Raw genomic sequence first — 19,764 nt, forward strand, 5'->3', positions numbered from 1 at the left:
AGCAGGCCCTCCCATGACGAACCCCGGCAAGACGAACGCGACCGACCGGCCCTCAGCGATCCGGCAGCTCGCCACCCCGGACGCGCAGGCACTGGCCGGGCTCGTGTCCGCGCTCGACGAGTTGCAGACCGTGCTGACCTGCTGTGAACGGCTGATCGCGGCGCTCGCCCGCGACGGCGAACGGGACGACCTGACCGTGGAGTCGCTGTGGACGACCGCGCTGCTGTCCTACGCGCGATGCTTCGCCCGTGGCCCGCTGACCGACGAGGACGTCACCTCGACCCGGTTGCGCGGCGAAGTCCTGGAGTGGCACAAGGTTTTGCGGAAGCTGCGCAAGCACTACGCCGACCCCTCCCGCAACCCGCGCGAGCAGTTCGCGGTCGGTGCCGCGCAGGACGCCGGAGGACACGCCGCCGGCATCGCCGTCACCTCCACCCCGCACGCCGCGCTGGACGACACCACCGTCCGCCAGACCGGCGCGCTGGCCTACGAACTCAGCGGGATCGTGGAACGCCGGATCACCGAGCATCAGGACCGGCTGCGCCGCGCGACGGGGTCGATGTCCGTTGCGGAGCTGGAGAAACTGCCGTTGATCGAAGTCTCCCCCGAGCGCCTCTGACCTGGCGGACCCGCAGGGTCCCGGCAAAGTCGGTCGAGGACCCGTGACCAGCGGAGGTGTTCGAGACGCGCGACCACCACGCGGTGTGCGCCAGACCTGTCCCGGGTCCGTGAAGGGGCCCTTCACAGACTCAGCATCCAGGGCCTCGGCAAAGTTGGTCGAGGGCCCGTGATCAGCAGACAGAGCCGTGGCTGCCCGACCGGTTTCGGGTCCGTGAAGGGGCCCTTCACAGCCCTCCACAGCTGCGCAGGGCCCTCCACACCGACTTTGCCGACGCCCTGTCCCGGACCTGCCGGACCCGGGTCAGCGGGACCTACTTGAGCCCGGACTTCTCCATCAGCGGCACGAGCTTGTCGAGCGCGTAGAGCTGCGCGCCCGGGGTGCCGGCGGAGAACGCGTTGGACAGCTCCCCGTCGATCACGATCGAGCGGTTGTCCTTGACCGCCGGGATCAGTGTCCACTGTGGATCGCCGTCGATCTGCTTGCGGTCGATGAAGATCGGGAACGCGACGATCAGGTTCGCGTCCAGAAGACCGAGCTGCTCGTCGGAGATCGAGGCGGAGAACCCGCCCGAGTTCGGCTTGAGCTTCGCGATCGAGGGCGACTGCGTGAAGCCGAGTTTCTGCAGGAACCCGAGGCGCACGTCGCCCTCGGTGTAGGCGCCCCAGCCCTCCGCGGTGCGGGTCGCCACCGTGACCGACTTGCCCTTCCACGCGGGGTGCGCCGCGGCCGCCGCGGCAAAAGCCTTGTCCACCTTGGCGAGCAGCTCGTCACCCTGCTTCTTCGCGCCGAGCGCGGCGGCGATGGTCTTGGTCTCCTGCTCGGCGGAGGTCAGGTAGTTGTCCGCCCCGGCCGGGACCCCGACCGTGGTCGCGATCTTCGAGAGCAGGTCGTGCCGCTTCTGATCACCGGAGCCGCGCACGTCGAGAATCAGGTCGGGCTTGAGCGCGGCGATCTTCTCGTAGCTCGGTTCGAGCGTCTGGATCAGCTGCGGCGGGGTCTGGTACTTGGCCGCGTCCCACGGGCCGACGCCGGTGCCGCCGAACTGCAGCCAGTCCGACGCCCCGACCGGCTGGACGCCCAGCTCCAGCGCCGTCTCCGCGTCACCCCAGCCGAGCGCGACCACGCGTTCGGGCTTCTTCTCCACGGTGACGTCGCCGAACTTCGTCGGCACGGTGACCGGGAACGCGGACCCGTCGGCCGCCGCGGCGCCATCGGCGGGCTTGGCGGGCTCCGTCCCGCTCGAACACGCGCTCAGCAGGAGCAGTGCGGCAGCGGACACCGCACCGAGGAGGGAGGGTTTGTTCACGATGACGACGGACCTTTCTCCCGGGCGCCGCGAAACCCGGCGCCGAACCGGACACGAGGTTAGCCTAACCTCATTCCGGCACGACGCCGTCGGCGGCCCCGGCCGACCCGCCTCGGCGCCCGGTCAGCCCGAGAACAACTGCCGCCACTGCTCCAGCGACCGCGGCCGGAACACGAAGTTGGCCGCCTTCACCCGCGACAGCGCGGCCGAGGGCTCCGGCGAGTACTGGTGCCCGGGGTAGACCACCGGGTCGCCGGGCAGCCCGGCGAGGCCCTGCAGGCTGCGGAAGATCTCGTCCGCATCGCCGCCGGGCAGGTCGGTGCGGCCGCAGCCTTCGAGGAACAGCGTGTCCCCGGTGATCAGCCGGTCGCCGATCAACAGGCACTGGCTGCCCTGGGTGTGCCCGGGCGTGTGCAGCAGCCGGATGTCGATCGAGCCGACACTCAGCACATCGTCGTGCTCGTGCGCGCGCAGGTCGGCCTCGGGCACGCCGGTGACCCGGCGGACCCACTCCCGTTCCACCGCGTTGACGTGCACCGGCACCGGCGCTTCGGCGAGCAGCTCGGCGATCCCGGGCAGCGGAATGCCCATCAGGTCGCCGCCGACGTGGTCGGCGTGGTAGTGCGTGGCGATCGCGCCGGTCAGCCGCATCCCGTCCGCTTCGAGCAGGGCCACCAGGTCGCGCACCGCGTAGGCCGGGTCGACCACCACCGCTTCCCCGGTCTCCCGGTCGCCGACGAGGTAGGCGAAGTTCCTCATCTGGGTCGCGACCGGATCGCCGGCCGCGAAGTCCCGGCCGGCGAGCAACTGGCGGAAGTACAGCTGATCTGCCATGCCCGCAGCCTATCGGCCGGGCCGGCGAGTCCGGGCGGCGCGCGCCGATCACGACCGGCATAGGGTCGACGCCATGGTGTGGGGATTCCTGGGCGCGTTGCTTTCAGCCGTCGCCTACGGCGTCGCTTCGGTGATGCAGGCGGTGGCGGCGAAAGCGACGCCGGACGCCGGCGCGGGCAGGGTGTCGGCAAAGTCGGTGTGGAAGTCCGTGAAGGGGCCCCTCACAGACTCTGAGTCCGTGAAGGGCCCCTTCACGGACCCGAAACCGGTCCGGCGCACGCCACGAGGTGGTCGCACACACCTCCGCATCGCCCGGGTCCGCGACCAACTTGCCGGAACGCCGGACGCCGGCGCGGGCGTCGATCCGCGGCTGCTGCTGCGGGTGCTCCGGCAGTGGAAGTTCGTGGTCGGGCTGGGGCTCGACGTCCTCGGGTTCGTCGCGCAGATCGGTGCGCTGCACGTGCTTCCGCTTTTCGTGGTCCAGGCGACGCAGGCCGCCAGCCTCGCGGTGACGGCGGTGGCCGTGCGGGTATTCGGCGTCCGGCTGGGTGCGCGCGAGTGGACCGCGGTCGCGGTGGTCTGCGCGGGGCTGGCGTTGCTCGGCTCGTCCGCGGAAAGCGAAGGGGCGAACGAGGTCGGTCTCGGTTTCCGGCTCGCTCTGATCGGCACGGTCGTGGTGCTCGGGGTGGCCGGGCTGGCCGCGGGCAAAGCCGGGCGCCGGATCCGGACGCCCGCGCTCGGGCTGGTCGCCGGGCTGTGCTTCGGCGTGGTCGCGGTGAGCGGCCGGGTGATCCCGAGCCTCGCCCCGCTGGACCTGCTGCGCGATCCCGCGCTGTACGTGGTGGCCGTCGCGGGCGGCCTGGCGATGTTGTTCTACGCCACGGCATTGCAGCGCGGCAGCGTGACCACCTCGACCGCGATGATGGTGCTCGGCGAGACCGTGCTGCCCTCCCTGATCGGCGTCGTGCTCCTCGGCGACCGCACCCGGCCGGGATTCCTGGTGGTGGCGCTGGCCGGGTTCGTGCTCGCGGTCGCGGCGGCGCTCGCGCTGGCCCGGTTCGGCGAGCCGACGCCGATCGAGCAGGCCCCCGAACCGGCCGAGCACTGACTCGGTGTTCAGCCGCGGTTGCGCCGCCATTGGCTGGACAGCAGCCACATCAGGTACAGCCCGCCGATCGCGGCGGTGGCGATACCCACCGGCAGGCCCTCCTCGCCGAACACGACCCGGGTCACCAGATCGCTCGCGACCAGCAGCAGCGCCCCCATCAGCGCCGAGCACACCAGGACCGGCTGCGCCGCGCGTGTGAGCCGTTTCGCCAGCTGTGGCGCGGAAAGCGCGACGAAGGAGATCGGTCCGGCCGCCGCCGTGGCGACCGCGCAGAGCACCACCGCGGCGACGATCAGCAGCGTCCGGCTGCGTTCCACCGGCACGCCGAGGCCTTTGGCCGCGTCGTCGCCCATCTCCAGCAGGGAGAGCCGCCGCCCGAGGCCGAAGGCCACCGGCAGCAGCACCGCCACGACCACCGCGAGCGGGACGGCCTCCTCCCAGCCACGGCCGTTGAGCCCGCCCACCTGCCAGGCCTGCGCCGAAAAGGCGTCCTGCAGCGAGGCGCGGGTGACCAGGTACGAGTTCGCCGCGAGCAGCATCGCGGCCATCCCGATGCCCACCAGGATCAGCCGGAAGCCCTGAACGCCGCGGCGGTAGGCGAGCAGCCCGACCACCAGCGCGGTGAGTATTCCCCCGGCCAGCGCGCCGAGCGCGACCTGCCCGGAATCGCCGTGTGCCAGCACGATCACCAGCAGCGCGCCGGTAGCCGAGCCCTGGGTGAAACCGATCACGTCCGGGCTGCCCAGCGGATTGCCGGACAGGCTCTGCAGGATCCCGCCGCTCACCGCGAGCGCGGCGCCGACCAGCACCGCGAGCACCAGCCGTGGCAGCCGGAGCGTGGTCACGATGAACTCGGTGCCGGAATCGCCGAAGCCGAACAGCGTCTTGACCACGTCCGCCACCGACAGCGGATAGTCCCCGGTGGTCATGCTCACCGCGGCCAGCGCGAACACCAGGACCAGGAGCACGATCGCGGTGACCAGCGCCCGCGGCCGCACCCGGACCGCCGCGGGCCGCTCCCGCAGGGCGGTCACAGCCGCGCCAGCTTCCGCCGCCGGCACAGCGCCAGGAACACCGGCGCGCCGAGGAACGCGGTGACGATGCCGACCTGCAGCTCCTCCGGCGGGTTCAGCACCCGGCCCACGACGTCCGAACCGAGCAGCAACACCGGGGAGAGCACCATCGAGTAGGGCAGCACCCAGCGCTGGTCCGGGCCGACCAGGATCCGCACCATCTGCGGGACGGCCAGCCCGATGAACGTGATCGGCCCGATCGCCGCGGTCGAGGCGCCGCACAGCAGGGTCACCGCGACCGCGCCGAGCACCCGGGTCCGGCCGGGCCGCGCGCCCAGTGCCCGCCCGGTCTGCTCGCCGAGCGCGAGCGCGTTCAGTGGCCGCGCCAGCAGCAGGGCCAGCACGATCCCCACGGCCACGAACGGCGCGATCTGCACCAGCACGTCCGCCCGGCGGCCGCTGAGCGAGCCGACGTTCCAGAACCGGAACTGGTTGAAGGTGTTCGGGTCGAGCAGCAGGATCGCGCTCAGGTACGCCTGCAGCACGGCGGTGAGCGCGGCGCCGGACATCACCAGCCTGTCCGGGCTGGCTCCGGCCCGGCCCGTCGTGCCCAGCACGTACACCACCACCGAGGCCACGGCCGCGCCGAGGAAGGCGAACCAGACGTAGCCGAGCACGCCGCTGACCCCGAAGAACGCGATCGCGGACACCACCGCGGCGGAGGCGCCGTTGTTCACCCCGAGCAGCCCGGGATCGGCCAGCGGGTTGCGGGTCAACGCTTGCATCACCGCGCCGGCCAGCCCGAGCGCCGCGCCGACGAGCGCGCCCAGCAGCGTCCGCGGGATGCGCTGATCGTGGATGATCACGGCGTCCGCGCTGCCGTCGGCGTGCCAGAGCACCGACCAGATCGAGCCGAACGGGATGCTCTTCGAACCGATCCAGACGCTCACGAGCATGATGAGCACGAGCGCGGCGAACGCCACGATCAGCCCGGTACCACGCGCCGTCCGGCCACGCCGGACCGGCGGGCCCACCGGCGCCGGTGGGCTCACGCTGACAACCACGACACCTCCGGGGAACAGGGCAGCAAAGCTTAGACTAACCTAACCTTTCCACGACGAGTGACACGGTGGTGCCGGTGACCACGGCGGGCACTGACGCAGGGCTGTGAAGGGGCCCTTCACGGACTCTGAGTCCGTGAAGGGCCCCTTCACAGCCTTCGCCGAGAGCCTCGGGGCCCGCCGGAAAGAGTCGTCGGCGGACCGATGAGTTTCCGGGCCAGGCGTCGTTCCACCTCCCGTAAGCGCTGCCAGCAGGGCAGACTCGCACCGGAGGGAATCCGCCATGACCGGAATGGAGCAGCTCATCGCCGCCGACCCCGAGTTCGCCGCGCGCGCCGACCAGCACCGCCGCGAACTGCACGTGCACTGTTACCGGATGCTCGGTTCGTTCGAGGACGCCGACGACGCCGTACAGGACACGATGCTGCGCGCATGGCGTTCGCGCGAGCAGTACGAGGACGGCACCAACCTGCGTGCCTGGCTGTACCGGGTGGCCACGACGGCGTGTCTCGACGCGATCCGCCGCCGCGGCCGTCAGGTTCCGGCGCTGACCTCGTTCGCCGAAGTGCCGTGGCTGCAGCCGTATCCGGACCGGCTGCTCGACGAAGCACCCGAGGAAGCCGCGGTGGCGCGCGAGACGATCGAACTCGGATTCCTCGCCGTGCTGCAGTTCCTGCCCCCGCAGCAACGCGCCGTGTTCATCCTGCGCGAGGTACTGGACTGGCCGGCCGCCGAGACCGCGACGCTGCTGGAAAGCAGCGTGCCGTCGGTGAACAGCGCGCTCCAGCGGGCGCGCGCCACCATGCGGGACCGGCTGCCCGCGCGCTCTGCCGAATGGGTGACCGACGATCCGACCACCGAGGAACGCGAACTCGTGCGGAAGCTCGCCCGCGCCCACGAGGAGTGCGACACCAGCGCGTTCACCACGCTGATCCGCGACGACGTGCGCGTGACCATGCCGCCGAACCCGGATTGCTACGACGGCCTCGCCTCGATGGCGCCGCTGCACGAGATCGCCTTCGGCCCGGACCGGATGGGCGACTGGCGGCTGGTCACCACGCGTGCGAACCGCCAGCCCACCCTGGCCAGCTATCTGCGCCGTCCCGGGGACACCGTCTTCCGCGCGTTCAAGCTCGACGTCATGCGCATGCGCGAAGGCAAGGTCGCCGAATTCACCACGTTCGACGCAACGCTGTTCCCCGCGTTCGGCCTCGCCGCCACCTACTGACCCTGATTTGACACTGATTCCGGAGGTTCCAATGCCCACCACGATGACTCCTGACCGTGCGCTGGCCTTCCTCGCCGAAGGCACCCGCAGCGCGGTGCTCGCCACCGTCCGTCCGGACGGACGCCCGCACGCGGTGCCGCTCTGGTACGCGGTCGACGGCTCCGACGTGCTGCTGAATCTCAGCCGGGACAGCGTCAAGGGACGCAACCTGGACAACACGCCGACGCTGGCGCTGACCGTGCACGACGACGTGGCGCCGTACTCGTTCGTCACCGTCGAGGGCGACGGCGAGATCGTCGCCGACCCGGCGCAGGTCCGCGCGGGCGCCGAGGCAATCGCCCGGCGGTACCTGCCCGCCGAGGCCAGGGACGGATACGTCGGCTACGCCGTCTCGCCGGGGAAGGTCCTGGTACGCGTCCGTCCGGCCCGGCTGACCGGCGTCGACGCCGTAGCCGGCTGAGTCGACCTCGCTACCGGAATGGCCGCGCGGGTCAGTGTTCGGTGACGTGGCCGCGGTCGACTGCGAGGCGGCGGGTGACCGAGACGGCGTCCAGCATCCGGCGGTCGTGGGTGACCAGCAGCAGAGTGCCCGGGTATTCGTCCAAAGCGGACTCGAGCTGTTCGATCGCGGGCAGGTCGAGGTGGTTGGTCGGCTCGTCCAGCACCAGCAGGTTGACCCCGCGGGCCTGCAGCAGGGCCAGCGCGGCCCGGGTGCGCTCGCCGGGCGAGAGCGTGCCGGCCGGGCGCAGCACGTGCGCCGCCTTGAGACCGAATTTCGCCAGCAGAGTGCGCACTTCCGCGTCCGCGAACGCAGGCACCTCGCGCGAGAATGCCTCGGCCAGCGGCACCTCCCCCAGGAACAACCGTCGAGCCTGGTCGACCTCGCCGACCACGACGCCGGGACCGAGCGCGGCGTTGCCCTCGTCGAGCGGCACCCGGCCGAGCAACGCGGCCAGCAGCGTGGTCTTGCCCGCGCCGTTCGCCCCGGTGATCGCGACCTTGTCCGCCCAGTCCACCTGGAGATCCACCGGGCCGAGCGTGAACCCGCCGCGGCGCACGACCGCCCCGCGCAGCGTGGCGACGACCGCACCGGCGCGTGGGGCCGCGGCGATCTCCATCCGCAGCTCCCATTCCTTCCGCGGCTCCTCGACCACCTCCAGCCGCTCGATCATCCGGTCGGTCTGCCGGGCCTTCGACGCCTGTTTCTCGGTGGCCTCACTGCGGAACTTGCGGCCCACCTTGTCGTTGTCGGGGGCCTTGCGCCGGGCGTTCTTCACGCCCTTCTCCATCCACGCCCGCTGCGTGCTCGCCCGGGATTCCAGCGCGGTGCGGGTGTTCGCGTACTCCTCGTAGTCCTCCCGCGCATGCCGCCGCGCGACCGCGCGTTCCTCCAAATAGGACTCGTACCCGCCGCCGTACGCCCGCACCTGACGCTGGGCCAAGTCCAGCTCCACCACGCGATCCACGGTGCGGGCAAGGAACTCCCGGTCGTGACTCACCAGCACGGTCCCGGCACGCAGCCCGGTGACGAACCGCTCCAGCCGGGCCAGCCCGTCCAGGTCGAGATCGTTCGTGGGCTCGTCAAGCAGGAACACGTCATATCGGCTCAACAGCAGCGACGCCAGCCCGGCGCGGGCCGCCTGCCCACCGGACAGCGACGTCATCGGCTGGTCGAGACCGACGGTCAGGCCGAGGTCCGCGGCCACCTCGGCGGCGCGGTCGTCGAGGTCGGCGCCGCCCAGCGCGAGCCAGCGGTCGAGCGCGGTGCCGTACGCGTCGTCGGCGCCTTCCGCCCCGGCCGTGAGCGCTTCGGTGGCGGCGTCGAGGGCGGCCTGCGCCTCTGCCACCCCGGTGCGGCGGGCGAGGAACTCGCGCACCGCTTCGCCCGCGCGCCGTTCCGGCTCCTGCGGGAGGTGGCCGACCGTGGCGGCCGGCGGGTTCAGGCGGATCTCCCCCGACTCCGGCCGGGCCAGCCCCGCCAGCGTGCGCAGCAGCGTGGACTTGCCCGCCCCGTTGACCCCGACCAGCCCGATCACGTCACCCGGGGCGACGACCAGATCGAGTCCGGCGAAGAGAACGCGATCACCGTGGCCCGCGGCCAGGTCCTTCGCGACGAGTGTGGCGCTCATGTCGCGGCCGAGTCTACGGGCACCGCCGCGAGCGGCCGCAGCGTGTGTGTCGAGTGGCGTCATGGTCACTCCCAGTGGGTACCCTGGGCGGGTTGTCGGGGCAGAAAGCAGTCGTATACAGCAGTGAGGTCGGTGAAGAGCAATGGCGGATCCCGCCCCTTCGGTCACTCTCGGTGAGCGGAGGAAGCCGCGCGGCGCGGCGCCCCGCCCGAAGGTGAGCAGGCGCCGGGAGGTGAGCCACGCCAGCGCCCGGTCGTTGCTGATGACCGTGCTCGGCGAGTACGTGCTGCCCCGCGACCGTCCGGTGTGGACTTCGATCCTGGTGGAGGCGCTGGGCCTGCTGGAGGTCGAAGAGAAGTCCGCCCGGCAGGCCCTGGCCCGATCGTCGGCCGAGGGCTGGCTGGTGTCCGAACGGGTCGGCCGCCGCGTGCGCTGGTCCCTGACCCCGCCCGGCCGCAGGCTCCTCACCGAGGGCGCCGACCGGATCTACGCCTTCGGCCGCGACGCGCACGGCTGGCAAGGCCGCTGGCTGATGCTGATCGTCTCGGTCCCCGAGGCGAAGCGGGATCTGCGGCACCGCCTGCGCACCCGCCTCACCTGGGCCGGCTTCGGCTCCCCCGTGGCAGGCGTGTGGGTCAGCCCGGACCCCCGCCGCGAACGCGAGGCCCAGCAGATCGTCGCCGAACTCGGCCTCGATGCCCAGGCGATGTCGTTCACCGCCGCCTACGGCGAAATCGGCGGCGAGGAGGGCATGGTCGCGCGTTCGTGGGACCTGTCGGAGCTGACCGACCGGTACGAGGACTTCATCGACCGGTTCACCGGCCTGAGCCCGTCCGGCGGCCGCCCCGTGCTGCGCGCCCAAACTGAACTGGTGCACGAATGGCGCCGCTTCCCGTTCCTCGACCCGCAACTCCCCGGCGCCCTGCTCCCCGCCGGCTGGAGCGGCACGAAGGCCGCCGAACTCTTCCACCGCAAGCACGTCGAGTGGCGCCCCGGCGCGCAGGCGTACTGGGACGACCTGATCGAGACCGAGGACCGCGGGGTTTGAGCCCGACCCCCGCCTGCGCTGTTGTGGCGCGTTCGCGCAGGTGGGGGGCGGTAGGGCGACCTCCCCGCGAGGGAGGCGGAGGGACCCGCTAGAGTATTCAGTACGCACTTCACGGGAGCCCGGCGACGGGATTCGGGAGGGGTGTTGAGTCCGGGCTGTGGCGCAGTTTGGTAGCGCACTTGACTGGGGGTCAAGGGGTCGCAGGTTCAAATCCTGTCAGCCCGACCGGATCGGCCACGTTCACGCAGGTGGACGTGGCTTTCTTCATGTCTGGGCATGACTCAGCCCCGGGGCTGCCCACATTTTGCCCACATGCCCCGGGGCTGATCATCACGCTGCCATGCTCGCCAGCGCCCGGGTACGCCGCATGTCGAGTACGTCCGCGACCTCATCGAGACGATCCGGGAACAGGTGCCCGTACACGTTCAGGGTCATGGCCGCATCGGCGTGGCCGAGCATCTGCTGAACGACCTTCACGTCAGCACCAGCCGCGATAGCAAGGGATGCGGCCGTGTGTCGGAGCTTGTGCGGAGTAAGCCCAGCGACGCGGAGGTCAGCAGCTTTCTGTGCCGCGTTGAACTCCCGGACGCGCCAGTTGTTCGCTCTCAGCGCCTGGCCTCGACCCGTGGTGAACATCAAGTCGTCGGGCTGCCGTCCGATCACGAGCGGCCGGAGTACCGATACGAGCGAGGCCGGGAACGACACGGTTCTCTTCTTCCCCGTCTTCGGCGGTCCCTCGTGCTGCACACCGCCAACCTCAAAGAACGTCACGGCAACCCGAATGCGCCGCTTGGCCAGGTCCACATGGCCAACACGCAGTGCGGCAGCCTCACCCCAGCGAAGACCGGTGTAGGCCAGCAGCAGGATCAACGCGCGATTGATTTCAGCTCCAGCCGTCGGCCGGTCGTACTTCGTCCGGAGGCCAGCAGCGGCGACGGCCAGCGTCTCCACCTGTTCATACGTAAGGTAGACGTGCTCAGCCTCCGGACGCACCGGCAGCTTGACGCCCTGCGCGGGGTTGGCCGGGATGCGGCGCGGCACGCACCAGTCGAGCACCATCGAGAACACCCGGTATGCGTGCCGAGCCTGCGAAGGACCGAGGCCGCTGCCACCCTTGTCCTTCGCCTTCAACAGGTCCGCCACCCATAGCGCCACATCTTCCCGGTGAATCGCGTTGAGCGGCAGACCACCCCACCTGACGTTCACGTGGTTGTCGAGGAGCCCCCGGTACTTCCACCACGTCGACTGGCGCAGGTCGTGTCGGCTCTCCAACCACTTCTCCCCCATCTCGGAGAACGTGACCTTGGATGACTTTGGATCCACATAGGACCCACCACGGAGACTGTTCTCAACATCGGTCCGACGCGCCTCCGCCTTGTCCTTGCTCGGCGCTGTCTCCGAGCGCAGCTTGCCGGTCAGGTCGTAGTAGCGAACCTCCCAGCGGGCCGGTGGTTGCCGCCCTGCCGCCTTCGCTTTCGCCACGGCTTCACGGTGGGATGACTTCTTCAGCCGGTCATACACCCATGCCCGCGCCATCATGCGCCTCCTTGGTCTTCGATCCAGGTGTCGACGTCTTCGGGGCGGTAGCGGATGTATTTGCCGATGCGGCGGCCGGTGGGGCCGTAGTTTTTGGTGCGCCATTTGTAGAGGGTGTTGATGGGGATTCCGAGGTGGTTGGAGAGGTCTTCGATGGTCATCAGGGTTTTGCTCATGGTCGTTCCTCCTTGTCGAGCTTTTCCTGGCGTTGCTGGCGTTGTCCTTCGTAGATGGCGGCTGCGATGTCGCGGTCGTGGTGGTGGCGGTAGCCGTTGCCGGTGTGTTTCCAGTGGTTGACCACGAGCACGGTGTCGGGGTCGGTGCCGGTGGCGTGGAGGGTGGCGAGGTGCTGGTGGGTGCGTCGGTCGCCGCGGATGGTGGTGAAGGTGATGGAGTAGGCGATTGATTTGGTGAGGAAGTGGCCGCGGAACCCGAGCATGTGCGCCCATTTCCGCAGGAAACCGAGGTCCGGGTTGGCGCCGAGCGTCCACGCGGTGGTGATCATGCGCCGGTGGTGGGGGTGGACGTCGAGTGCCTCGATCGCTTGTTCGGAGCGGATGGGGCGGTCGGGGACTTCGCTGGTGGAGGTGCCTTTGGTGGCGTATTTGGCGATGTAACCGGCGAGGGCGCGGTCAGTGATGTCGCCGTCGTCGGGGTCGGTGGTGTGGGCGGGGCGGATGGGGCGGATGTCGGCCTGCTGGCCCCAGGTGAACACGTGCCGGGTGGTGTCGCCGCCGATGGTGAGGGTGCGGGTAATGCGGGTGTTCTCCACGGCGGCGCGGGTCGCGTGTTCGAGGAGCGCGTTGTCGGCCCAGCCGGGTGCGGGGTCTGCGGGTCCTTCGGGGCCGTCGAGGCGGATGACGGCGTGGAAGTGGACGAGTCCGCGGCGCTGGTATTCGGCGACTTTGGCGTAGGACAGGCGTGCGTGCTCGGGGAAGTCTTTGACCCGGATGCCGGCTGCGGTGGCGAGTTCCCGGCGGAGGCGGACGGTGAAGGCGTGCCACAGTTCCCCGGCGTGGCCCTGCCACAACACGGACCCGGGGTAGTCGTAGTGGGCGGGGTCGATCGCGGTCCCGATCCGGGTGTCGGCGTCGTGGTGGTATTCGCCGCAGCGGCAGGGCAGGCGGCGTCCGGTGCGGGTGGTGGGCCGGTTGTGGACGGCGCCGAAGCTGGGGGCGGTGATGGTGAGGAACAGGCGGGGCTTGCTGGTGACGGTTTCGGGGATGGTTTTGCCGCCGGTCATGCCTGCGCGGAGGAGGTGGAACGCGTCGGCGGCGTAGCGGTCGGAGCAGGCGGGGCAGACGCTTTCCCGCCGGTTGCCGCAGGGTGTGTAGACGACGCCTGCGGTGTGGTCGAGGATGCGGCCGGTGTGGTCGGTGACGGTGCGGTAGCCAGTGAGGTGGACTGGTTGCAGGCATCCGCCGGTGGCTTCGGCGCGGGCGCGCACGGCGCGGATGACGGCGGGGGTCATGCGGTTGGTGATGCGGGCCGCCAGTGCGGACCCGTCGTGCTCGGTGATCATGCTGGCCTCTTTCGTGCGGGTGCACGCAGGGGCCGGGACGTCGCACCGCGGTCGGGGGAGACGTCCCGACTGTGGTGCGAGGGGGTGATCTGGTCAGGTGGTGACCTTGTGGTGGTTCACGGTGGTGTTCAGCTCGTCCGCGAGGGAGGCGAGCATTCCGGCGGGGAGGGTGACGCGGGCGGAGAGATCCGCGGGGGTGACGGGGCGACCGGCGGTGTGGGCGTCGGCGGTGATGTCGGTGATCGTGGTGCGGATGCTGGCCGGGAGACTCGCAAGGACGCTCCCCGCCGGGGCCGGGGCCGGGGCCGGGGCCGAGGTTGGGGTTGGGGTTGGCTTGACGGGCGCGGGCGCCGGAACGGGTTGGGGCGTAACGGGTTCAGCCGCCGCCGGTGGGGGTGGGGGTGCTGGGTGGGTGGTGGCCGGTGGGGTGGTGAGGGCGTCGTTGCGTGCTTGGGTGCAGCGTTGCTGGATAATCGGCATGACTTCGGCGAGCAGGTAGACCACGAGCGGGATGACGATGTGGAAGAACACGCTGCCCTGGGAGATGCCGCCGGTGGCGGGGGTGAGGGCGGCCCACACGTTCGCGGCGAACGTGGCGGCGAGCAGGAGCCGTTTGAGGTGCGTGACGGGTTTGTCGGTGACGGGGATGTCGGCGGCGAGCATCGCGGCTTCCCATCGGAGCAGGGTGACCAGGATTCCGGCGAGGGCGGGTTCGGCCAGCCAGGCGCCCCACCACAGCGGGTCGGTGGCGGTGAGGCGCCCGGCGAGGAAGTCATGCACGCCGGTGGTGGTGAAGCCGAGCCCGACAGTGAGGAAGAACCACATGGTGCGGGTGATCGAGGTGCGGAAGCGGTCCGCGGTGACCGCCCCGAGAAGCGGATCGGTGGCGAGGCGGTGCACGTCGTGGGCTTCGGTGAGCTGGGTTTCCAGGGTACGGACCCGGCGCGAGACCGGGCGGGCCGCGCTTTTCGGGGCGGACTTGCGGAACACGTCAGGTACCTCCTTTCAGAGGGCGTCGGCGGTGCTGATGGTCAGTAGCGGCCGGTGCGGTATCGGTCGGCTTCGCGGCGGAAGATCCGTGCTTGAGTTTCGAGGTAGACGGGTATTTTCTCAGCGAGTTCCGCTAGTTCATTGCTGCGAAAATCGGTGTTGCCGTCGTATGCGCGGACCAGTCGCCGATGCAGCTCGAAATACTCGTTGACCAGGGGTCGAACCACCTGGAACAGCTCGTTAAAGTCGTCGGACATGCCTAGCCTTTCGCTCGGGCGGGGGGTATGGCGGATGGGCGCGTGTGGCATGCCGTGAGTCCTCGCGGCAAGCGTCACGAGGACTCACGGCATGCCGAAACCGATTACCTGCCGGTGGCCAGGTCGTAGGCCTCATGGGCTTCCCGGCGCATTTCGGCGGCCCCTTCCTCATAGAGCTGGACCATTTCGCTGGCCAGGTCTGCCAGCTGCAACAGCGCCTTGCGGTTGCGACCACCCTCCGGGTTGATCACCGTCCGGTCGATCGCATAGAACTCTTCGTGCAGCCGGGCAAGCTTCATGACGATGGATTCACGGATGCGCATCAGCGGGTTCCTTCCGGGGTGGTGTGGAGGTAGCGGGCGGTGGAGTCGAGCAGGGCGGCGAGGTAACGGGCGAACGCGGGTGGCATTTCCAGTTCGGTCACCTCGGGGTGTCCGTGCCGGTGCTGGGTGACGCGGAGCAGGACCGTGGTGGAGGTGGCTGCTACGGCGGTGTTGGTGACTCCGGCACCGCCGTAGCGGACTCCATCAATCGAGCGCAGGGGGTAGATGCCGAGCCCGTCTTCGAGGGTGGCTACGGCGGTGTGCCAGATCTCCGCGTCCGGCGGGGGCACGGGGTCGGGGCTGGTCATGGCGGGTCAGTCCTCTTCGTAGCGGACGTAGGAGTAGCTGTAGGCGCTGTCACCGTGGCGGGTGGAGCGCCATTCCCGCCACATCGCTGCTGACAGCCCGGCGAACACCAGCAGCGTCGGGACCATGACGAGGAGGAACAGCCACCACGAGCGGATCAACACGATTTCGAGCACCAGCGCGACCACGGCGGCGCCGGTGATCTTCAGCCAGGCGGCAAGGAACTTCAGGGTGATCATGCGAGGTGTCCTTTGCGGAGTTCCAGGGCGAGCCGGTACAGCTCGCCGGGGGTGACCGATTCGGACGCGCCCTCAGTGAGCGCGACGTGCTGGCGGACGGTGCGGTAGGGGAAGGCGTCGTAAACTCGGACGGTGACCCCGCAGGGTCCGCGGCCGGTCAGGGTGATGTGCAGGTCCCCGCCGGGGGTGTGCCACCAGTCGCCGGTGATCCCGGTCAGCTGGTGTGTCCAGATCAGCAGGGAATCGAGAACCGCCACGCGATCCCACGACGGTACGGACGGCTGGATATCGATACGCCGCAGGCCCGGATACAGGCTGATCGAGGCCGGGTCAGGCGCGGGGGTGTCCCGGACATAGCGGGCCGCCACGGCCGTGAGCCGGGCAGTATCGGGCACGGAGGCCGGTGCAGACATAGTGGACAGTCCTTTCCAGACGGTCAGGCAGCGATCGGGTAGACGTTGGAGTCAGCAGGTGGCTCGTCTGCCGGGGTGCAGAGGCGGACGAGTTCGTCAATGTCGTCATCGGTGCTGTATCCCGCGCGGACGCGGATGGGCTGGCGAGAGGTCTCGGAGGTGCGGTAGCCGATACCCTCACACCCGGTTTCCGGGATCTCGTCCGCCAGCGCACCCCGGTCACGGGCTCCCTCACCCAGCACCATGTCCACAAAGGACGCCGCGCCGGTGCGCAGCGAGATCCGGCGGGTGAACAGGTCCCGGACCGGCACGATGTCCTTGGCCGGTTCCTGCACATAGGCGATCACCGCATACCCGGCCGCGCGGCCCTGGGTGAGGATCTCGGCCAGCACCCGGTTAACCTCGCTGACCGTGCGGCGACCGGACAGTGCGGTCAGCATCATCAGCTCATCGATCATGAGGACCTCGAACGGAGTCCCGGCCGAGGCGGTGAACTTGCGCAGGCCGTCCTCGCGGAGCTGTTCCTGCCGTTCCCGCATCCGGTCCCGGAACCGGAACAGCACCGCCAGCATCGGATCAACGACCTCGTCACCGTCACCGTTGTCGTACTCGGTCTCGTCATCGGCGGAGGTGGCGTAGTCGAAGAACAGCGGCCTGCCACGCTCGGTTTCCATCCCGCCCTTCGGGTCGATCATCGAGATCCGGGCCACCCGGTCCCGGATCATCGGCCCCATCGCCCGCAACGGGTTCCACAGCAGCGACCCCTTACCCGAACCGGTTCCCCCGGAGATCAGCCAGTGCTGCCCGGCCAGCGGCTCAGTCCACACCGCGCCGTACTCGGTGTCACCCAGCTCGATCGCGGCCAGGTCAACCTCGCTGGGGTCGCCGGGGATGTCCGCGGGTGGGATCACGTCCTCGAACGGGTTGCCGAACACCAGCGTGACCGTCAGGACCCGCGGCTTGGCCTTCTCGATCGAGATCGCATCCGCACCCAGCGCGGAGGCAAGCTCTGCCTGCGCGTTGCGGAACGTCTCCACCGACTGTCCCTTGCGGATCGCCACCGTCACCACATCGATCGACGGGGTGGGGCTGGCAACCTTCAGCAGGCGCGGCACCAGCACTTCCCCGGTCCTGCGGTCATCCACGGTCAGATCACAGAAGTCGAGAGTGGACCTCCAGGACTGGCCGATATAGCGAGTCCAGCGGCGACGCGCCGAGCGCAGCCGCGGCGAGGCGATCCGGGTGAACGACTCCGGGTGCGCCCGGTACCAGCCCAGCCCGGCCACGAGCGTGCTCGCCGCGAGGCTGCCCGTCGTGACCGGGCCGAGTTCCAGCACACTCGCGGTCACCGCGGCCGGTGTGGCGAGGAAGCCGGGATGCCGAGCCAGCCACAACGCGCAGCGGGCTTCCGGCGGGTCTTATAGCGGTTACGGCGGATGGCCGTACCGGTCTTGGGTTTGCGGCTCATGAATCAGGCACTCCCTGGTCAGGAGACGAGCCAGGGCCGCACCCACCCCGGGACGACCAGGGGAACGCGGCCCTGACCTCGCCCCGGGGTTGGGTGATCACTATCGATGTGCGGTGATGGCGGGCCGCGGGATCAGCGGCGGCGAGCCCGCGGGCCGCGCTTGCCCTCCGAGCTGAACAGCGGTTTCGCTGCCTCCATCGTGGTGGTCATCGCGGCGACCTTGCGGGCAGCCTCGTCATGCTCCTTCTTGAAACCACCCACCCGGTTCGGCATCGTGGTCATGGCCTCACGCAGCTTCCGCATGGCCTTGTCAAGCTCAGTGATCTTGCTATCCAGCTGTGAACTCACAATCAGTCCCTTCCCTATCGGTTGATCAGGCGTCGCGGTCAGACAGGCGCCTGCAGTCCGGGCACCTCGGGCCGAACCCGAACACGTGGAACACCTCGATCCACCGGCCTCCGCACTCACCCCGCACACCGCGGTAATACGGCCGGACCACAACGAACATTCCGCCGTCACATGCAGCAGGCCCCGCTCATCACTCACACCCGCCACCCCCGCGAAATCAGCTCCGCCTTACGCTTCGTCGCCGCCGCGCGCAGCGAGTCCAGCGACGCCGACGCCCCGCGGATACTCGACTGAACCTCCGAGCGGCCCGGGACCTGCCAGCCTCAAACCGGTCACCCCCACCCCGCTCGTTCAACCCCTTGCCCAGCTTCGCCAGCTCATCGAACGCAGCCCGGACCTGATCCAGCGCCAGCTCGAACTCGGTTGTACTTAGCCTTGTTGTGCTTATTGATCGTTTGCGACGTCATCCGTTTGCCTTTCGTCGTTGTTCACCCGTGGTCGTTGGCCGGGCCGCCAGCACACGCCAGCGCCGGGCCTTGTCCTTCGTCGCACGGGGTACCAGCACCGAATTACCAGCACCGGATACCCATAACAGGTGTAGAAGTGGGTTCCTCCCTTCGTCAGCCACCTCGCATCCAAAAGGTGATGCACCGCGTCTGATTCATCCCGGGGGGCGACCTCGATCGCGAGGCGCGCATACAAGCGATACACCCTCTCCCCCGGACCAACCAGCACATAACCCACGTTCCGCAATATGCAGCACCTTCTCAATCAACGCCATATCATTCACCGGCAACCGAACCGGTGCCCTCGCCCCAGAATCAGCCAGCGGACTACCAAACAAGTCCAGCGATCCCTCCGTCACCGCAGTCACCTCCGTGCGGTCCGACCGGAACGCGCAAGAATCAGCCCTGCCGCCACAATCGCGACGACAACCCCCGCCGCAGCAGGACACGCCAACGCCAGCGCCGCCAGCATCACCAGCCACACCAGCACCGGCACCACGCCATGGGCCACCACATTCGCTGACATCACACACCCCGCCTCGGGCCGTGCGGGTCAAACGTCGACAGGCCTTCTACGCAACTGGAACTCATGCCACGACCTCCACAGACTCGGCCAGGTGCAGCCACGGCCACGCCAACAATTGAGCCGAATACACATCACACTCATCCATTGCTCTGCTCCAAACAACTCGTACGGACACTCCCGAAGACCCCCGAAGAAATGAGTTCGGGAATCAACGCGAACAGCCGTAACAGGCATGTTTTTGGGCGCAGTCAGGCACACTCTGAATTTGTCAATCAAACAAAGAGCCCCCGCCCGACTCGAAACGGGCCGCTAACCAGAAATAGGGAGGGCGGTTACCGCGGGACTAAAACGAGGCGACCGACTTCAGGCCGACCGCAGCGAACGCCACACCCGACACCGTCTCGCCGTCCTTGTTCTTAAACGAGTACGGCGACATCCGCGGGGCAATCAGCTCAACCACCATGCCCTCCTCGAAACCCTCACCCGGGTCCGCGTCCAGCGTGAACCGGACCTCCTCACCCTTCTCACCCCGGACCTTCGCCTTCAGGAACAGCGACACCGCAAACTTCTTCTCACCCGTCTGCCGGTCCGTCACCTCGAACTCGCGACCCTTCTCGTCCTTCGCGATCTTCACGCCCGGCACCTCCGCAACACGGGCGGTGTAGTTACTCAAGTCGCACGGAATGTTCCGCATGGCCTTCTCCTTTGTCGGTGTTCTCGCTTGCTGACACTAACGCTAAACCACAGACGTCAGTGGGTCAACGTCAGACGTTAGATCGTGTGCGAAGGCAAATCTTCAACCACAGACGTTGGTCGTTTGTCATGTAAGATGAGCGCATGACGCGCGACTACCGGCCCGCGTACCAGCGGGTACTAGACGACCTTCAAGAGCGCATCGCCGCAGGCGATCTGAAACCTGGCGACATGGTGCCGAGCGAAGGGGAGTTGGCCGAAGAGCACGGGATCTCTCGCGGCTCTGTA

General features: G+C 69.1%; 23 protein-coding genes and 1 tRNA gene. 7 read left to right on the forward strand and 17 right to left on the reverse strand.

Going from position 1 to position 19,764, the window contains the following annotated elements; translation table 11 throughout:
- Positions 1 to 13: 13 nt before the first annotated feature.
- Positions 14 to 619: a hypothetical protein gene (locus tag ATK36_RS05995; RefSeq protein ID WP_245914363.1), complete on the forward strand. Its 606-nt coding sequence runs from the start codon at positions 14 to 16 to the stop codon at positions 617 to 619.
- A 313-nt stretch (positions 620 to 932) separates the two neighbouring features.
- Here the strand turns inward: ATK36_RS05995 and ATK36_RS06000 are convergent, their stop codons facing one another.
- Positions 933 to 1,928: an iron-siderophore ABC transporter substrate-binding protein gene (locus ATK36_RS06000; RefSeq protein ID WP_211291796.1), complete on the reverse strand. Its 996-nt coding sequence runs from the start codon at positions 1,926 to 1,928 to the stop codon at positions 933 to 935.
- A gap of 123 nt (positions 1,929 to 2,051) precedes the next feature.
- The gene (locus ATK36_RS06005) at positions 2,052 to 2,762 is read right to left on the reverse strand and encodes an MBL fold metallo-hydrolase (RefSeq protein WP_098510185.1); all 711 of its coding nucleotides are present in this window, start codon (positions 2,760 to 2,762) and stop codon (positions 2,052 to 2,054) included.
- Positions 2,763 to 3,000: 238 nt separating this feature from the next.
- On the opposite strand from ATK36_RS06005, the gene ATK36_RS06010 reads away from it, so the two are divergent.
- Positions 3,001 to 3,870 (forward strand): DMT family protein, encoded by an 870-nt coding sequence (locus ATK36_RS06010; RefSeq protein WP_425427361.1) that lies wholly within the window; start codon positions 3,001 to 3,003, stop codon positions 3,868 to 3,870.
- A gap of 8 nt (positions 3,871 to 3,878) precedes the next feature.
- Here ATK36_RS06010 and ATK36_RS06015 read toward each other — a convergent pair whose 3' ends face one another.
- On the reverse strand, positions 3,879 to 4,904 hold the full coding sequence (locus ATK36_RS06015; RefSeq protein WP_098510377.1) for a FecCD family ABC transporter permease: 1,026 nt from the start codon (positions 4,902 to 4,904) through the stop codon (positions 3,879 to 3,881).
- Positions 4,901 to 5,935 carry a FecCD family ABC transporter permease gene (locus tag ATK36_RS06020; RefSeq protein WP_245914431.1) on the reverse strand — a complete coding sequence of 345 codons (1,035 nt, stop codon included), beginning with the start codon at positions 5,933 to 5,935 and terminating at the stop codon, positions 4,901 to 4,903. Before ATK36_RS06020 ends, ATK36_RS06015 begins: the two co-directional genes overlap by 4 nt.
- 292 nt (positions 5,936 to 6,227) lie before the next feature.
- On the opposite strand from ATK36_RS06020, the gene ATK36_RS06025 reads away from it, so the two are divergent.
- Complete coding sequence (locus ATK36_RS06025; RefSeq protein WP_098510186.1) at positions 6,228 to 7,172, forward strand: RNA polymerase subunit sigma-70; 945 nt, start codon at positions 6,228 to 6,230, stop codon at positions 7,170 to 7,172.
- A 31-nt stretch (positions 7,173 to 7,203) separates the two neighbouring features.
- Positions 7,204 to 7,632 carry a PPOX class F420-dependent oxidoreductase gene (locus tag ATK36_RS06030; RefSeq protein ID WP_098510187.1) on the forward strand — a complete coding sequence of 143 codons (429 nt, stop codon included), beginning with the start codon at positions 7,204 to 7,206 and terminating at the stop codon, positions 7,630 to 7,632.
- Positions 7,633 to 7,663: 31 nt separating this feature from the next.
- Here ATK36_RS06030 and ATK36_RS06035 read toward each other — a convergent pair whose 3' ends face one another.
- Positions 7,664 to 9,301 (reverse strand): ABC-F family ATP-binding cassette domain-containing protein, encoded by a 1,638-nt coding sequence (locus tag ATK36_RS06035; protein WP_098510188.1) that lies wholly within the window; start codon positions 9,299 to 9,301, stop codon positions 7,664 to 7,666.
- Positions 9,302 to 9,443: 142 nt separating this feature from the next.
- Between ATK36_RS06035 and ATK36_RS06040 the strand changes: the two genes are divergently transcribed.
- A complete protein-coding gene (locus ATK36_RS06040; protein ID WP_098510189.1) occupies positions 9,444 to 10,349 on the forward strand; it encodes a PaaX family transcriptional regulator in 906 nt (301 codons plus the stop codon).
- Between the two features lie 151 nt (positions 10,350 to 10,500).
- Positions 10,501 to 10,574 (forward strand) — tRNA-Pro (locus tag ATK36_RS06045).
- Between the two features lie 105 nt (positions 10,575 to 10,679).
- Here ATK36_RS06045 and ATK36_RS06050 read toward each other — a convergent pair.
- From ATK36_RS06050 to ATK36_RS06110, 12 genes are all read right to left on the reverse strand, one after another.
- Positions 10,680 to 11,885 (reverse strand): tyrosine-type recombinase/integrase, encoded by a 1,206-nt coding sequence (locus ATK36_RS06050; RefSeq protein ID WP_098510190.1) that lies wholly within the window; start codon positions 11,883 to 11,885, stop codon positions 10,680 to 10,682.
- Complete coding sequence (locus ATK36_RS06055) at positions 11,885 to 12,061, reverse strand: helix-turn-helix domain-containing protein (protein ID WP_098510191.1); 177 nt, start codon at positions 12,059 to 12,061, stop codon at positions 11,885 to 11,887. The genes ATK36_RS06050 and ATK36_RS06055 overlap by 1 nt, the downstream gene beginning before the upstream one ends.
- Positions 12,058 to 13,407 carry a replication initiator gene (locus ATK36_RS06060; RefSeq protein WP_098510192.1) on the reverse strand — a complete coding sequence of 450 codons (1,350 nt, stop codon included), beginning with the start codon at positions 13,405 to 13,407 and terminating at the stop codon, positions 12,058 to 12,060. Before ATK36_RS06060 ends, ATK36_RS06055 begins: the two co-directional genes overlap by 4 nt.
- Before the next feature lie 93 nt (positions 13,408 to 13,500).
- The gene (locus ATK36_RS06065) at positions 13,501 to 14,397 is read right to left on the reverse strand and encodes a hypothetical protein (RefSeq protein WP_098510193.1); all 897 of its coding nucleotides are present in this window, start codon (positions 14,395 to 14,397) and stop codon (positions 13,501 to 13,503) included.
- 41 nt (positions 14,398 to 14,438) lie between these two features.
- The gene (locus ATK36_RS06070; RefSeq protein ID WP_098510194.1) at positions 14,439 to 14,654 is read right to left on the reverse strand and encodes a hypothetical protein; all 216 of its coding nucleotides are present in this window, start codon (positions 14,652 to 14,654) and stop codon (positions 14,439 to 14,441) included.
- A 104-nt stretch (positions 14,655 to 14,758) separates the two neighbouring features.
- Complete coding sequence (locus ATK36_RS06075) at positions 14,759 to 14,977, reverse strand: hypothetical protein (protein WP_098510195.1); 219 nt, start codon at positions 14,975 to 14,977, stop codon at positions 14,759 to 14,761.
- A complete protein-coding gene (locus ATK36_RS06080) occupies positions 14,977 to 15,285 on the reverse strand; it encodes a hypothetical protein (protein ID WP_098510196.1) in 309 nt (102 codons plus the stop codon). The genes ATK36_RS06075 and ATK36_RS06080 overlap by 1 nt, the downstream gene beginning before the upstream one ends.
- A gap of 6 nt (positions 15,286 to 15,291) precedes the next feature.
- Positions 15,292 to 15,522, reverse strand: coding sequence for a hypothetical protein (locus ATK36_RS06085; RefSeq protein WP_098510197.1), 231 nt, complete (start codon positions 15,520 to 15,522; stop codon positions 15,292 to 15,294).
- Entirely contained in the window at positions 15,519 to 15,935 is a 417-nt protein-coding gene (locus tag ATK36_RS06090; RefSeq protein ID WP_098510198.1) for a hypothetical protein, read from the reverse strand. The genes ATK36_RS06085 and ATK36_RS06090 overlap by 4 nt, the downstream gene beginning before the upstream one ends.
- A gap of 23 nt (positions 15,936 to 15,958) precedes the next feature.
- Entirely contained in the window at positions 15,959 to 17,284 is a 1,326-nt protein-coding gene (locus ATK36_RS06095; RefSeq protein WP_245914365.1) for a cell division protein FtsK, read from the reverse strand.
- Between the two features lie 251 nt (positions 17,285 to 17,535).
- On the reverse strand, positions 17,536 to 17,751 hold the full coding sequence (locus tag ATK36_RS06100; RefSeq protein ID WP_245914367.1) for a hypothetical protein: 216 nt from the start codon (positions 17,749 to 17,751) through the stop codon (positions 17,536 to 17,538).
- Between the two features lie 1,375 nt (positions 17,752 to 19,126).
- Positions 19,127 to 19,417: a hypothetical protein gene (locus ATK36_RS06110; protein WP_342751988.1), complete on the reverse strand. Its 291-nt coding sequence runs from the start codon at positions 19,415 to 19,417 to the stop codon at positions 19,127 to 19,129.
- Positions 19,418 to 19,620: 203 nt separating this feature from the next.
- Here ATK36_RS06110 and ATK36_RS06115 point away from each other — a divergent pair.
- The coding region (locus tag ATK36_RS06115; protein ID WP_141544380.1) for a GntR family transcriptional regulator at positions 19,621 to 19,764 on the forward strand (144 nt) is incomplete at its 3' end.

It is taken from the genome of Amycolatopsis sulphurea (assembly GCF_002564045.1).
In the GTDB taxonomy this organism is placed as follows: Bacteria; Actinomycetota; Actinomycetes; order Mycobacteriales; family Pseudonocardiaceae; genus Amycolatopsis; species Amycolatopsis sulphurea.

What these genes read in the sequence shown, in the direction of transcription:
- ATK36_RS06090 (WP_098510198.1), bottom strand. Translation starts at nt 15,935, where the DNA reads ATGTCTGCACCGGCCTCCGTGCCCGATACTGCCCGGCTCACGGCCGTG.
- ATK36_RS06060 (WP_098510192.1), bottom strand. Translation starts at nt 13,407, where the DNA reads ATGATCACCGAGCACGACGGGTCCGCACTGGCGGCCCGCATCACCAAC.
- ATK36_RS06075 (WP_098510195.1), bottom strand. Translation starts at nt 14,977, where the DNA reads ATGCGCATCCGTGAATCCATCGTCATGAAGCTTGCCCGGCTGCACGAA.
- ATK36_RS06035 (WP_098510188.1), bottom strand. Translation starts at nt 9,301, where the DNA reads ATGAGCGCCACACTCGTCGCGAAGGACCTGGCCGCGGGCCACGGTGAT.
- ATK36_RS06070 (WP_098510194.1), bottom strand. Translation starts at nt 14,654, where the DNA reads ATGTCCGACGACTTTAACGAGCTGTTCCAGGTGGTTCGACCCCTGGTC.
- ATK36_RS05995 (WP_245914363.1), top strand. Translation starts at nt 14, where the DNA reads ATGACGAACCCCGGCAAGACGAACGCGACCGACCGGCCCTCAGCGATC.
- ATK36_RS06005 (WP_098510185.1), bottom strand. Translation starts at nt 2,762, where the DNA reads ATGGCAGATCAGCTGTACTTCCGCCAGTTGCTCGCCGGCCGGGACTTC.
- ATK36_RS06085 (WP_098510197.1), bottom strand. Translation starts at nt 15,522, where the DNA reads ATGATCACCCTGAAGTTCCTTGCCGCCTGGCTGAAGATCACCGGCGCC.
- ATK36_RS06080 (WP_098510196.1), bottom strand. Translation starts at nt 15,285, where the DNA reads ATGACCAGCCCCGACCCCGTGCCCCCGCCGGACGCGGAGATCTGGCAC.
- ATK36_RS06050 (WP_098510190.1), bottom strand. Translation starts at nt 11,885, where the DNA reads ATGGCGCGGGCATGGGTGTATGACCGGCTGAAGAAGTCATCCCACCGT.
- ATK36_RS06025 (WP_098510186.1), top strand. Translation starts at nt 6,228, where the DNA reads ATGACCGGAATGGAGCAGCTCATCGCCGCCGACCCCGAGTTCGCCGCG.
- ATK36_RS06030 (WP_098510187.1), top strand. Translation starts at nt 7,204, where the DNA reads ATGCCCACCACGATGACTCCTGACCGTGCGCTGGCCTTCCTCGCCGAA.
- ATK36_RS06040 (WP_098510189.1), top strand. Translation starts at nt 9,444, where the DNA reads ATGGCGGATCCCGCCCCTTCGGTCACTCTCGGTGAGCGGAGGAAGCCG.
- ATK36_RS06055 (WP_098510191.1), bottom strand. Translation starts at nt 12,061, where the DNA reads ATGAGCAAAACCCTGATGACCATCGAAGACCTCTCCAACCACCTCGGA.